Annotated in this window: 11 protein-coding genes; 9 read left to right on the forward strand and 2 right to left on the reverse strand. The window is 60.6% G+C overall.

What is annotated here, in order from left to right; translation table 11 throughout:
* From HMPREF2565_RS10745 to HMPREF2565_RS10770, 6 genes are all read left to right on the forward strand, one after another.
* A partial coding sequence (locus tag HMPREF2565_RS10745) for an acyl-CoA carboxylase subunit beta (RefSeq protein WP_246819148.1) occupies positions 1–1,611 on the forward strand: 1,611 nt, incomplete at its 5' end.
* A gap of 59 nt (positions 1,612–1,670) precedes the next feature.
* On the forward strand, positions 1,671–3,002 hold the full coding sequence (locus tag HMPREF2565_RS10750) for a carboxyl transferase domain-containing protein (RefSeq protein ID WP_046647023.1): 1,332 nt from the start codon (positions 1,671–1,673) through the stop codon (positions 3,000–3,002).
* Positions 3,003–3,011: 9 nt separating this feature from the next.
* Positions 3,012–3,206: an acyl-CoA carboxylase subunit epsilon gene (locus HMPREF2565_RS10755; protein WP_046647024.1), complete on the forward strand. Its 195-nt coding sequence runs from the start codon at positions 3,012–3,014 to the stop codon at positions 3,204–3,206.
* A 4-nt stretch (positions 3,207–3,210) separates the two neighbouring features.
* Complete coding sequence (locus tag HMPREF2565_RS10760; protein ID WP_046647025.1) at positions 3,211–3,801, forward strand: Maf family protein; 591 nt, start codon at positions 3,211–3,213, stop codon at positions 3,799–3,801.
* Between the two features lie 312 nt (positions 3,802–4,113).
* Positions 4,114–5,388, forward strand: coding sequence for an MFS transporter (locus HMPREF2565_RS10765; protein WP_071407343.1), 1,275 nt, complete (start codon positions 4,114–4,116; stop codon positions 5,386–5,388).
* Positions 5,389–5,518: 130 nt separating this feature from the next.
* Positions 5,519–5,935, forward strand: coding sequence for a DUF3151 domain-containing protein (locus HMPREF2565_RS10770; protein ID WP_071407344.1), 417 nt, complete (start codon positions 5,519–5,521; stop codon positions 5,933–5,935).
* 249 nt (positions 5,936–6,184) lie between these two features.
* On the opposite strand, the gene HMPREF2565_RS10775 is transcribed toward HMPREF2565_RS10770, so the two are convergent.
* Together HMPREF2565_RS10775 and HMPREF2565_RS10780 are read right to left on the reverse strand one after the other, a co-directional pair.
* Positions 6,185–7,504, reverse strand: coding sequence for a DUF4282 domain-containing protein (locus HMPREF2565_RS10775; protein ID WP_046648350.1), 1,320 nt, complete (start codon positions 7,502–7,504; stop codon positions 6,185–6,187).
* A gap of 209 nt (positions 7,505–7,713) precedes the next feature.
* Positions 7,714–8,772 carry a Cj0069 family protein gene (locus HMPREF2565_RS10780; protein WP_071407345.1) on the reverse strand — a complete coding sequence of 353 codons (1,059 nt, stop codon included), beginning with the start codon at positions 8,770–8,772 and terminating at the stop codon, positions 7,714–7,716.
* 289 nt (positions 8,773–9,061) lie between these two features.
* Here HMPREF2565_RS10780 and HMPREF2565_RS10785 point away from each other — a divergent pair, with 289 nt between their 5' ends.
* The 3 genes from HMPREF2565_RS10785 to HMPREF2565_RS10795 all read left to right on the forward strand — a co-directional run bounded on the left by HMPREF2565_RS10785 (position 9,062) and on the right by HMPREF2565_RS10795 (position 12,648).
* A complete protein-coding gene (locus HMPREF2565_RS10785) occupies positions 9,062–9,922 on the forward strand; it encodes a sulfurtransferase (protein WP_046648352.1) in 861 nt (286 codons plus the stop codon).
* Between the two features lie 141 nt (positions 9,923–10,063).
* A complete protein-coding gene (locus HMPREF2565_RS10790; RefSeq protein ID WP_046648353.1) occupies positions 10,064–11,836 on the forward strand; it encodes an ATP-binding protein in 1,773 nt (590 codons plus the stop codon).
* A 254-nt stretch (positions 11,837–12,090) separates the two neighbouring features.
* Positions 12,091–12,648 (forward strand): GNAT family N-acetyltransferase, encoded by a 558-nt coding sequence (locus HMPREF2565_RS10795; RefSeq protein WP_049154352.1) that lies wholly within the window; start codon positions 12,091–12,093, stop codon positions 12,646–12,648.
* Positions 12,649–12,677: the final 29 nt, after the last annotated feature.

Here is a 12,677-nt window from a genome sequence, read left to right on the forward strand (position 1 = left end):
ACTATTTCCTCACATTTGTCGGAGCTTGACTCCCTGAGCGCCGACACCACCGCAGGCAAGATCGCTGAACTGAAGAGGCGTCGCGAAGCAGCGGCGCAGCCCATGGGCGAACAGGCCCACGAAAAAGTCCGCGCCCAGGGCCGCCTCACCGCCCGGGATCGCTTGGACTACCTCCTCGATGAAGGTTCCTTCGTCGAGACTGACATGCTCGCCGTGCACCGCACCACGGACTTCGGTATGGGCAAGAAGCGCCCGGTCACTGACGGCATCGTCACCGGCTGGGGCACCATCGACGGCCGCGAGGTCTGCATCTTCTCCCAGGACGGAACCGTCTTCGGAGGCGCCCTCGGCGAGGTCTACGGCGAGAAGATGATCAAGATCATGGAGCTGTCCATCACTACCGGTCGTCCACTCATCGGCCTGTACGAAGGTGCCGGCGCCCGAATCCAGGACGGTGCCGTCTCCCTGGACTGGATTGCCAAGACCTTCTACCAAAACGTCAAGGCCTCCGGCGTCGTCCCGCAGATCTCCGTCATCATGGGCGCCTGCGCCGGCGGCAACGCCTACTCCCCTGCGCTGACCGACTTCGTCGTGATGGTGGATGAGAAGTCCAAGATGTTCGTCACCGGGCCCGACGTCATCAAGACCGTCACCGGCGAGGAGATCTCCCAAGAGGAACTCGGCGGCGCCGGAGTCCACATGCACAAGTCGGGCACCTCGCACTACACCGCTTCTAGCGACGAGGAAGCACTGGATTGGGTCCACGACCTGCTGACCTACCTGCCTTCCAATAACCGCCAGCTGACACCGGCTGAGCCCTACGAGGAGCTGGGCGAAGAGACTGCCAATGACCTCCTGCTGGATGAAATCATCCCGGACTCCCCGAACCAGCCCTATGACGTCAAGGAAGTCATCGAAACCCTCACCGATGACGGCGATTACCTGGAGATCCAGGCTGATCGCGCCGATAACGTGGTGACCGCCTTCGGCCGCATCGAGGGCCAGACCGTGGGCTTTGTGGCCAACCAACCGCAGGTTTTCGCCGGCTGCCTCGACATTGATTCCTCCGAGAAAGCCGCCCGCTTCGTGCGCACCTGCGATGCCTTTAACATCCCGATCATCATGCTGGTCGACGTTCCCGGCTTCCTCCCCGGCGCCGATCAGGAACACGATGGCATCCTGCGCCGCGGCGCCAAGCTTCTCTACGCCTACGCCGAGGCCACGGTTCCGAAGATCACCGTCACCCTGCGCAAGGCCTACGGTGGTGCCTACTGCGTGATGGGTTCCAAGGGCCTCGGCGCGGACGTCAACCTGGCGTGGCCCACCGCCCAGATCGCCGTCATGGGCGCAGCCGGCGCCGTCGGCTTCATCTACCGCAAGGAGATCAAGGCAGCCCACGAAAAGGGCCTCGACGTGGCTGAGCTGACCAAGTCCTTCGAGCGCGAGTATGAAGACCACATGCTCAACCCGTATAAGGCAGCGGAGCGCGGGCTTATCGACGCCGTCATTCTCCCCTCCGAAACCCGCAGTGCAATTGCCAAAAACTTGCGCTTCTTCGCCGACAAGAACGTCGCGCGCCCGGCGCGTAAGCACGGCAACATCCCGCTCTAACGCGCACTCGGATCGGCACAGATTAGTACAGAAGACGCACTGTATTACACTAGTGTCCCATGACTGACTTGAAGACGACCGCTGGCAAGATCGAGGACCTCAGCGCCAAGCTCACCGAGTCCCGTGCGCCGCAGGGAGAGGTCCCTGCGGCTCGCAGCGCCATCGAGGCGCTCTTCGATGCCGGATCCTTCGTAGAGACCGACGCGCTTGCTCGCCACCGCTCCACCGAGTTCGGCCGCGAGCACGTCCGGCCCTACACCGACGGTGTCGTCACCGGTTTCGGCACCGTGGACGGCCGCAAGGTCTGCGCTTATGCGCAGGACGCCTCGCTGTTCGACGGCACCATGGGCGAGGTCTACGGCGAAAAGGTCACCAAGCTCTACGACCTCGCCATTAAGACCGGCGTGCCCATCGTCGCACTCGTCGCCAGCGACAAGCCCCGCGCCCAGGAAGGCATTGTCTCCTCCGCCATGCAGGCCCGCATCCTTGCCCGCGCCACCACTGCTTCCGGCCTCATCCCGCAGGTCACAGCGGTCTACGCGGACTCGAAGGAGGCCTCGCTCGTGGCTGCGTTGTCCGATGTCGTTATCGCTCCGGACGGTGACCTGCAGGCGGATGGGGAGCACGAGGTGAGCGTCGCCAAGCGCGTGCTCTCCTACCTGCCCTCGAATAACCGTGCCGCCGCTCCCCGCACCGAGGCCACCATCGTTGCGGGCTCTGTGGAGGAGAACATCACCGACGCCGACCATGTCCTCGATACCCTCGTGGGCGATGACGGCGCCGTCGATCTCGCCGACGTGGTCACCGCCACCTGTGAGGATGTCTTTGAACTCGGCGCCCAGGTGCGCGGTGTCTTCACTGGTTTCGGTCGCGTCGAGGGACGCACGGTGGGCATCATCGCCAACCGCGACACCCTCGATGCGGAAGCTGCCGCTAAGGCCGCGCGTTTCATCCGACTGTGCGATGCCTTCAATACTCCCATCATCGAGTTCGTCGATACTCCGGCACTGGACGTGGAGAAGGCGGCGCTGGCCAAGCTGGTGCACGCCTACTCCGCGGCGAGCGTGGGCAAGATCAGCGTCATCGTCCGCCGCGCGCACGGTACCGGATACATCGCCTTCGGCTCCAAGGAGCTCGGCGCGGATCTGTCCTATGCGTGGCCGACGGCCGAGATCGCCGTGGCCGATGCCCCCGCACTGGCCTCCGAGCTAGAGCTGAGCGAGGAGGAGGCCGCCGCCTACCTGACCCCGTACCAGGCCGCTGAGCGCGGTCTCGTCGATTCCGTTATTACCCCGGCAGCCACGCGTGGCTCCCTCATTGAGGGCCTGCGCCTGCTGGATCGCAAGATTATTCCGACCCTGCCGAAGAAGCACGGCAATATCGTTTTGTAGAGGTGTCCAATGACCGCTTCCCTGTTTACCGTTCTGCGCGGCAACCCCACCGACGCTGAGGTGGCGGCCCTATCCACGGTGCTCAGCCAGCTCGACTCTGAGGCGCGCGCCAAGGCCGCCGATACCCGCTCTGAGCGCGACCTGTGGGGACAGCCGGGTGACGTATTCAACCCGTCCGCCTTCCGCAACGTCCGCTACTACTAAGCGCATGCGCCTGGTTCTGGCCTCCCAGTCCCCCTCCCGCCTGTCCATCCTGCGGGGTGCGGGCGTGGAACCCGTCATCGCCCCGGCTCACGTGGACGAGCGCGCCATCGAGGAGCGCCTGGCGGGTGCTGAGCCCGCCGAGATCGTCTGCGCCTTGGCTGCTGCGAAGGCGGAGGCCATTGCTGCCGACTATCCCGAGGACGTCGTGGTGGGTGGGGATTCAATGCTGCTTCTCGACGGCTCCCTCCAAGGCAAACCCCACACCCCCGAGGCCACCGTGGAGCGCTGGCACGCGCAGGCCGGCCGCGCTGCGGAGCTCATCACCGGTCACTGCGTGCTCTACGGCGAGGAGCGCTTCGTTGAAGCCTCGCGCACGACGGTGCACTTTGCCCAGGCCTCGGACGCCGATATCGAGGCCTACGCCCGCACCGGCGAGCCGCTGGAATGCGCCGGCGCCTTTACCTTGGAAGCCCTCGGCGGCTGGTTCATCGACCGCATTGAGGGCGATCCTTCCTCCGTCATCGGGCTTTCGCTGCCGGTGCTGCGCCGCGCGCTGTATTCCTTTGGGCTCAACGTTTCCGGCTTCTGGGTTTAATCAAACCTATTGACTGGATTTTTAATCACCGATATTATGTGATTCACATTTCACTGCATGCGAGAGAGCGGAATTAGATCCTGCAATCTGCAGGTTTTAAATCGCTTCAGGAACTCGCACAGAGCTTAAGTAAGGAACTTGGAGCACACCATGTCCTCATTGCTGCATCAGTAATTTCTATTTGACACACCGCTGCTTTCGACGGGTCAATATTTCACCGCCGAAAGAATTGTCTACCCCGAAAATCCGACGCTGGGTTCATGCTGCGCGCATGAGTTTCCAGTCGCGGTTGTCAAAACATAGAGAGAACCGATGCAAGATCACAATACTACTGGTGGAAATTTTTGGACTATTGTACGCAAGCGTCATCCCGATTACTTACGGTGGTTCTTCGCCGACACAACAAGCGCTTTGGGTTCATCCCTCATTGCCATCCCCGTTTCGCTTGCGAGCTTCCACCTCACTGGAAGTCTAAGCCAAGCAGGTCTCATCGGAGCAGCAAGCTCAGCTGGCTCCTTGATCATGACCATCCCAGCCGGAATGATCATTGATCGCGTCGATAAGAAGAATCTGCTTCTCCTTTACGGCCTGAGTCAGATTGCTATCTGGTCTTCCTTTTCCCTACTCCTCTGCCTGGGTAAATTCGCCTTCATCTCCTTATTCTTCTTCAGCGTTTTTGCTGGGATGATTACAGGCACCTTCGGAGGGCTAACCAATGCCATTCTGAGATTCATCATCCCAGAGAATTTACTTGTCCAAGCACAAGGCCGTAACCAAACTCGAGACAACATTATCTGGATGGTTGGATTACCCTTAGGAGGCCTACTTTACGGACTGGCGCCGGTTATTCCTTTTATCGCACAATCCCTGTCAGGGCTTGGTCCCGTATATGCTTCAAGGAGCATCAATGCAAACCTAGGTGAAACAATCAGTGACCAGAAGTATTCATTTACAGAGTTCTGGTCCGATACCAAATATTCTTTGGCTTGGATTTGGAAATATCCGGTGCTCCGGGCAATTTTCAGCATCGATTTATGCTCGAATTTTGCCAATTTTTTCCTCATCGCGTCCATAGATCTATGGTTGGCCTATCTTAAAGTTGATGGCTGGATAATCGGCTTAACTTCAACCATGTTTACCCTAGGCATGATTGTTGGAGGATTTTTTCAGGACCACCTCATCAAGCGATTACCTGGAAGAAACATAATCCGAGCAACCATGCTCTGGGAATTAATGTGGTACATATTTCTTCTCGTGTTTTCCCATTATTGGCCGCTTATCGCAGTCGCAGCATTTTTCATCGTCATTCCCTCGATCGCATGTAACTCGTACTCTGGTGGACTACTTGCGTTATCTGCACCCCCTGAAAAGATAGGTAAGTGCTCGGCAGGAGCACGCCTAATGATGGGACTACTTCCAATCATCGCCTCCACCAGCGCAGGCGTTCTTCTTTCTGCAATTGGTTTTCAGGCAAGCATGGCACTATGTGTTCTGTGCTCGGTTATCTCTTGCTTGATAGTGGCGGGTTCAGTCTTACGCGCACTACCTAAAGCAGCCGAGTTCAATTCCCTCCCAGTTCTCGAGTAACCCTTATGACGTATACGAACGCTTCAAAGCCTTCGCGGCGCCAGTCGGACCTCAGCCTTAGCCTCGACTAGTCGTATCCAAGCTCGCCCCCTCTGGTGGCCTCACTGCCACATGGCTAGAGTGGGGCGGCATGGAAATGAAAGACATGCTCGCTCCCCCACCCATCAATCTGCCCGCCGATCCGGGTGCTGACAGCACCGCTGATCTCACCGCGGGAATTGTCGCCCACCCGGATTCCCCGCTGCTGTGGGCGCTGCTGGCGGAGCAGGAGCTGAAGAAGCACGCGGGCGCTGAGCCCACCGCCTTCATCACCGCCTACGCCTACGCGCGCACCGGCTACCACCGCAGCCTCGACCGCCTGCGCGGCAATGGTTGGAAGGGCTGGGGCCCTGTCCCCTTCTCCCACGAACCCAACCAGGGCGTTCTGCGCGCCATTGCCGCGCTTGGCCACGCCGCGAAGGCCATCGGTGAGGACGCGGAGTATGACCGCATCCGCCAGATGCTCTCCGACGCCGACCCCGAGTGCGTCGCTACGCTACTAGATTAAGCACATGGTTCTAGTCACCTGGTTCTACTCAAAAGGTTTAGTTGGGGGAAAGTAAACCACCTAGGAGGCCACAGATGGTTTGTTTGGGGCACATGAACCATCTGACCTGAACCATATGACTGAAACCAACTGTGGTGGCTACCGGAATTCTCAGACAGGCAGCCCCTCCTCCATGTAAAAATCCCGCGGACCTCACATTTGAGGCCGCGGGATTAGCGTGTCTGCGAAAAGCGCAGCTCGTGAGACTACCTATTCCTTATCGCTATCGCTATCCGCCTGAGAGACAAGGTCTCCGGTGTTCTGCGCGGTGCGGATGTTCGCCACGAAGAACTCCAAGATCAAGCGGAACTGAATGACGTAGAAAAGGAACGCGATTCCGCCACCGATGACAGCGCCAAGGAACGTCAAGAATCCGATGAGAAAGCTGTCCGCGAAAGCAAAGAAGGAGAAGAGGATCATTCCCGCCCATGCTGCCCCTGCCACGATGACGAGCAGCAGGTAGATGAAGGAGGAGAACTTCAGGGTGACGAAGTCATTGAAGGAGAAGTCAAACAACGCCTTGAAGAAGCCAGCGCCCTTGGAGGGGCTGCCGCCCTGTGAATTCTGCTGTGGGTAGTCCTGCTGCGGGGAGGCGGCAAAGGGCGAGTTGTTTTGCTGACCAAAGCCCTGCTGATCCTGCGTGCCGAAAGCCTGCTGCTCTTGGGCGCCGAAACCTTGCTGGCCTTGTGCCCCAAAGCCTTGGTTCTGTTGGGGGTAACCACCAAAGCCGGAGTTGGAGTGGGAAGCCGGGGTTCCAAAGCCCTCTCCCGACTGCTGCCCAAAGCCATGGTCTTGGTGCGACTCCGACGGGGTGCCGTAGCCATAACCCTGGTTAGAAAATCCCTGACTGCCATAACCTTGGTTGTCGCCATACCCTTGGTTGTCATAGCCCTGATTACCGTAGTTCTGGCCGCCATAGCTCTGGTTCGAGTTCACGGAGTCCGCAGCGTGATCAGCGCCAGCGTTGTGATCGGTGCCAGCATTGTGATCGGCCCCAGAGTTATGCTCGGCGCTGGAGTTCTGCGCACCCGCGTCGCTGTCGGCATTGTAGGAGCCGTAGGAAGCGCCAAAGGTACCGTGAGAGGCTTGGGAATCTTGCCCGCCGAAGGTTTCGGAAGCAGGGACAGAGGAGCTGGAAGGGTGCTCGGTGCCAGACTCCGTGCTGTTCTTCGCCGAATCATAGGCCGAGTCCGCGGCGGAATCGGAGGACGCATTAAAGCCCGAACCGGACGCGTCAAAGCCGCGATTCTCAGCATCCGGCTGCGCACCCTGGGGAGCGGAATAACCGAATCCAGACGAGTCGGCGGAGCCCTCGGAGTAGTCGCCATATCCTGCCTGGCCACCCCAGCCGAAACCGGAGTTCGATGCCTGGCTACCCCACGCGGACGCAGCGTCATCGTTGCCTGACTGGGAGCTATCGTAACCGCCGAAGCTGCTGTAACCGTTGTTCCCGGCGTTCTCACCGTTGGACCCGTTGACGTGGTTATCGCTGTTATCGCCGTTCTCACCAAACTGGTTGGGGTTCGTCATTTTTTCGTTAGACCTTTCGGAGAATCATCGAAATTCGCAGCGCGCTACAGCACTACAATGGCGTAATTTTTACCCCTCCGAACGTACCTGAGATCTCGCTCACCGGCAGCGCGGCTTGGGGAACACGCCCCAGAAAACGACAGTTCCCCCGCCGCAGGCGGGGGAACAATCACAAGCTTGTGCTCAAAGGCTAGTGCACAGCAACACGCTTAGGCGTGCTTGGCCTCCACGCGCTTGATGGCCTCAGCAGCCACCTTCTCCTGGATGCCCATGTCCAGCTCAGAGGTGAAGCCCACGCAGGAGCAGTTAATCTCACCAAGGACGTAGGTGTCCTCACCATTCTCACCATCAGCCAGCATGAAGTCCGCAGTCCAGATCAGCGGGATGTTGTCGCCACCGAGCTTCTCAGCGATGACCGGGCGGACGTCAGCGAACATGTCGACCAGCTCCTGCCACTCCTCCGGCTTCTGGTAGGTGTACTTGGCACCGGAGAACAGGGTGGCGGAGAAGGCGTCGCCGCCCTCGGCCGGCTTCTTGTGCACCACGAAGACCGGATCTGGGCCCACGAGAAGAATGCGGATCTCGCCTTCGACGATGCGCGGCATGAAGCGCATGTCCACGAGCATGCCGTTGTCACCCACGATGTACTGGTCGCAGAAGTCCATGAACTCGCCGAGCTCGCGCTCCTCAGTGTGGTTGTCCACAGCCTCGGTGCACTTGATCTTGGTGTCGAGCGGCAGTGCGGTGCCCGGCTCGACGGACTCGGCCAGTTTCTCGTCGGCAAGGCGCACGCGCCAGATGCCGGAGCCGGTGGAGCCACGGTTCTGCTTGAGCACGCGCTCGCCGTAGGACAGCGAGGTCGGGAAGGTCTTGTGGAAGGACTCGACGTCGTAGTAGGCGGCGGTGTCAGCCGGAACCAGGTCCGTGTCATTGAGCTTGACCAGGGCGTCCTTGGCACCATAGGCCATCATCTCGTACGGGGTGGACATGCCGACCAGTCCGGCCTCGGACAGCTTGGTGAGCAGATCGAAGTAGCCCTTCTCACCGCCCGGGATGTTGCCCGGGTTCACGCGGGAGATGTAGGCATCGAAGTTCTCCGATACATACTCGAAGAGCTTCTCGGACCACTCAGGGCGGTAGAACACGACCTCGGCGTGCCAACCTGCATCCTTGATGCAGTCGACGATCGGCATGGTGTCCTTACGGTGTCCGTTGATCTGCTTATCGGATCCGCCCTCAACCTCGAAGACGACGATTGCTTTGTGCACAGTGATTCCCTTCCACTAGGGGGTTAGTGAGTGTCACTTCTTAAAATAACCCAGGTTGGACCCTCGCGCTCACCTAGAAAAGCACCCCCGAAAAGGCATAAAAAGCAAGCGTACCGCACTTTTTGGCCGCTGACCTGCACGCTTGTTATAACCAGTGAACGTGCAGCAGCGCTAACTGCAGAAGAAATGTATCCAACACCACAAATACGCCTCCCCCGTGACCACATGTCCGCCCAGCACGCTAGAGTTGAACCGAACGTTCCCCCTCAACGAGAAAGGCAGGTGGACCGTGGCCGAATTCGACCCGAATCCCCCTTTCCAGGAATACGCGCACCCTGAGCGCCTCGTGTCCGCACCGTGGCTGTCCGCGCGACTGGGCATCAACGGCCTCCACGTCATCGAGGTTGATGAGGACTCACTCCTCTACGACATCGGCCACATCCCCACCGCGATCCGCATCAACGTCCAAACTGAGCTGCTCGACAGCACAGCGAGGGACATTATCAGCGCAGAGGATTTCACCGCACTCCTCCGCTCCAAGGGTATTGAGCGCGACGACACCGTCGTCCTCTACGGCGACAAGTCCAACTGGTGGGCTGCTTTCGCGCTGTGGGTCTTCGAGCTCTACGGCCACGAGGACGTGCGGCTTCTCGACGGTGGACGGGACGCCTGGATGTCCGAAGAACGCGACACCTCCTTCATGGTCCCCGAGCCTTCTGCTTCCTCCTACCCGGAGGTTTCCCGCGAGGAATCCTCGCGCATTTTCGTCGACGAGCTGCGTGACTCCTCCGCCACGGTGGTTGACACCCGCAGCCCAGAGGAGTTCTGTGGCGAGGCCGCCCACAAGGCTGGAGCCGGCGAGTCCGCCTACGGCACCACAATGACCCACGGCCACATTCCCGGCGCCATCAACCTCGAGTGGGACCGCGCGATTTACCCGAACGGCTGCTTCCGCGCGCTCAGCGAGCTGAAGGTCAACTACGGCGAGCTCGAACCGGCAACGGAAACCGTCCTCTACTCCCACGTCGGAGCCCAAGCCGCGCACACATGGTTCGTCCTCAAGTACCTGCTCGGATTCGAGGCACCCCGTGTCTACGACGGCTCGTGGGCAGAATGGGGCAACATGGTTCGCATGCCCGTTGAGCGCTAGCAACACGCCGATATAAGCCCGCATCCGCGCTGGTGCGGGTTTATTTTTTGACACGAAACCAAGATGTGAAGGTATCCTCATGTTTTGGTGTGCAAGAATAGTACGCAGTCCTATCACAAATCATGGAGGAGGGTTCCTGCCGTGGCAGTTGAAACCAAGAACATCACCAAGGTCCTCGTGGCCAACCGCGGTGAGATTGCGGTCCGCGTTATCCGCGCGGCTCGCGACGCCAACATTGCATCCGTAGCGGTCTACGCCGAGCCCGATGCCGATGCCCCATTCGTCACGCTTGCCGACGAAGCCTTTGCACTCGGCGGCCAGACTTCCGCGGAGTCATACCTCGACTTCGGCAAGATTCTCGACGCCGCCTCCAAATCCGGCGCCGACGCCATCCACCCCGGCTACGGCTTCCTCTCCGAGAACGCCGAGTTTGCTCAGGCCGTCATCGACGCCGGCCTGATCTGGATCGGCCCATCCCCGGAATCCATCGCGGAACTGGGTGACAAGGTCACCGCCCGCCACATCGCCGAGCGCGCTGACGCTCCTATGGCACCGGGCACCAAGGATCCCGTCGCCAGCGCAGAAGAAGTCGAAGCCTTCGCCGATGAGCACGGCCTCCCCGTTGCCATCAAGGCCGCCTTCGGCGGCGGTGGCCGCGGCATGAAGGTCGCGCACACCCGCGAGGAGATCAAGGACCTCTTCGAATCCGCCACCCGCGAGGCCGTTACCGCTTTCGGCCGCGGAGAGTGCTTCGTCGAGCGCTACCTGGATAAGGCCCGCCACGTCGAGGCCCAGGTCCTCGCCGACCAGCACGGCAACGTCGTCGTCATGGGCACCCGTGACTGCTCCCTGCAGCGCCGCTTCCAGAAGCTCGTCGAGGAGGCCCCTGCCCCCTTCCTTACCGATGAGCAGCGCGCCTCCATCCACGAGTCGGCCAAGCGCATCTGCCGCGAGGCCGGCTACTACGGTGCCGGCACCGTGGAATACCTCGTCGGTTCTGACGGACTCATCTCCTTCCTCGAGGTCAACACCCGCCTCCAGGTGGAGCACCCCGTTACCGAGGAGACCACCGGCTTCGACCTGGTGCGCGAGCAGTTCCGCATTGCTGAGGGCCGTGAGCTCTCTATCTCCGAGGATCCCGCCCCGCGCGGCCACGCCATCGAGTTCCGCATCAACGGCGAAGACGCCGCCGCGGGCTTCATGCCGGCGCCCGGCACGGTTGTCACCTACTCCGAGCCTTCCGGCCCGGGCGTGCGCATGGACTCCGGTGTACGTGAAGGCTCCGTCATCGGCGGCCAGTTCGACTCCATGCTGGCCAAGCTCATCGTCTGGGGTCCGGATCGTGCCACCGCCATCGCGCGCGCACGCCGCGCCCTGGCCGAGTACCGCATCGAGGGTCTTCCCACCGTTATCCCCTTCCACCAGGCCATCCTCACCGATCCCGCTTTCACCGCCGAGGACGGCAACTTCACGGTCTACACCAAGTGGATCGAGGAAGAGTGGGTTAACGAGCTCCCCGCATACGTCGACCCCGCCGAAGCGCCCGAGGACGAAGAGCAGGAGGCTGCCCAGAAGTTCGTCGTCGAGGTGGGCGGCCGCCGCATCGAGGTGGCCCTGCCGGGCAACCTGCTCTTGGGCGGTGGTAGCAAGCGCAAGAAGTCGAAGAAGCGTCGTGGCAAGGGGGCGTCGGCAAGCGTGTCCGGTGACACCGTGACCGCACCGATGCAGGGCAGCGTCATCAAGGTCGCCGTCGAGGAAGGCCAGGAAGTGGAAGAGGGCGAGGTCGTCGTCGTCCTCGAAGCCATGAAGATGGAGAACCCCGTCAAGGCCCACAAGTCCGGCACCGTGACCGACCTCAAGGTATCCACCGGCACGCAGATCAACAAGGGCGAGCCGATTCTGGAGATCAAGTAATTTGCCGGTGCTTCCTTGCGGCCAGGGAGCACTGCAATAACCTTGCTTCAGTCAGCAACGTTACGTACTCTCTGTCCGTGATACCCCGGTGGAGCTCTGCTCCGGGTCACTGGCCCGCTGAGTACTACTTACCGGGGTGCTGACTTGTCGCTCTGGGGGGGATGCAACAGTGGCGCATCAGGATAGCGCCACCCACGCCCCCTCGAGTCACTCTGTGAGTAGCTAAATTCAGAGATCAAGTAGCCTCGAAAGGCATGAGCGTTAACGATTCCGAGTTCGGCGTACGGTTGGCCAAGGAGCACGACCGTACCTACCTCTCCCGCCTTCTTTTCCTCGCCGATGTCCTCGGTGACGAGGACGCCCATATCGGGGATTTCCACACACCTGACGTAGGGCTGTACATCGATGAATGGTCTCCCCATGTCGACGGCGGCGTCATCGCAGTCTCCAGCCACCGCGTTCCCGTCGGTGGTGCGTGGCTGCGCTACTACACCACTGAAGCGAAGGGTGCCGCCTACACCGGCAACCCCGAGGCAGATCCTTTTGATGAGTCCCAGTGGGCCACCGACCTAGATCCGGAGGAAATCCCCGAGCTCTTCATTGCTGTGGAGTCCCGCTACAGGGGCCTCGGCGCTGGACGACGCCTCCTGCGCAACACCTGCGACCTGGCCGAAGCCCAAGAGGCTCCTGCGGTATCGCTGTGGATTGAGCCGGAGAACAGCGGTGCCCGCAAGCTATATGAATCCGAAGGCTTCGTCGACATCGACATCCCGGGCCGCCCGGATGCCCACGTGATGCTCAAGCGCTTCTAGTACCGCAAGCCGACAAAGGGTGTCGACTA

It is taken from the genome of Corynebacterium sp. HMSC072A04 (assembly GCF_001809235.1).
GTDB lineage: Bacteria > Actinomycetota > Actinomycetes > Mycobacteriales > Mycobacteriaceae > Corynebacterium > Corynebacterium hiratae.

Bases quoted from the DNA above. Each gene is read 5' to 3' on its own strand.
- HMPREF2565_RS10750 (WP_046647023.1), top strand. From the start codon at position 1,671: ATGACTGACTTGAAGACGACCGCTGGCAAGATCGAGGACCTCAGCGCC.
- HMPREF2565_RS10755 (WP_046647024.1), top strand. From the start codon at position 3,012: ATGACCGCTTCCCTGTTTACCGTTCTGCGCGGCAACCCCACCGACGCT.
- HMPREF2565_RS10760 (WP_046647025.1), top strand. From the start codon at position 3,211: ATGCGCCTGGTTCTGGCCTCCCAGTCCCCCTCCCGCCTGTCCATCCTG.
- HMPREF2565_RS10765 (WP_071407343.1), top strand. From the start codon at position 4,114: ATGCAAGATCACAATACTACTGGTGGAAATTTTTGGACTATTGTACGC.
- HMPREF2565_RS10770 (WP_071407344.1), top strand. From the start codon at position 5,519: ATGGAAATGAAAGACATGCTCGCTCCCCCACCCATCAATCTGCCCGCC.
- HMPREF2565_RS10775 (WP_046648350.1), bottom strand. From the start codon at position 7,504: ATGACGAACCCCAACCAGTTTGGTGAGAACGGCGATAACAGCGATAAC.
- HMPREF2565_RS10795 (WP_049154352.1), top strand. From the start codon at position 12,091: ATGAGCGTTAACGATTCCGAGTTCGGCGTACGGTTGGCCAAGGAGCAC.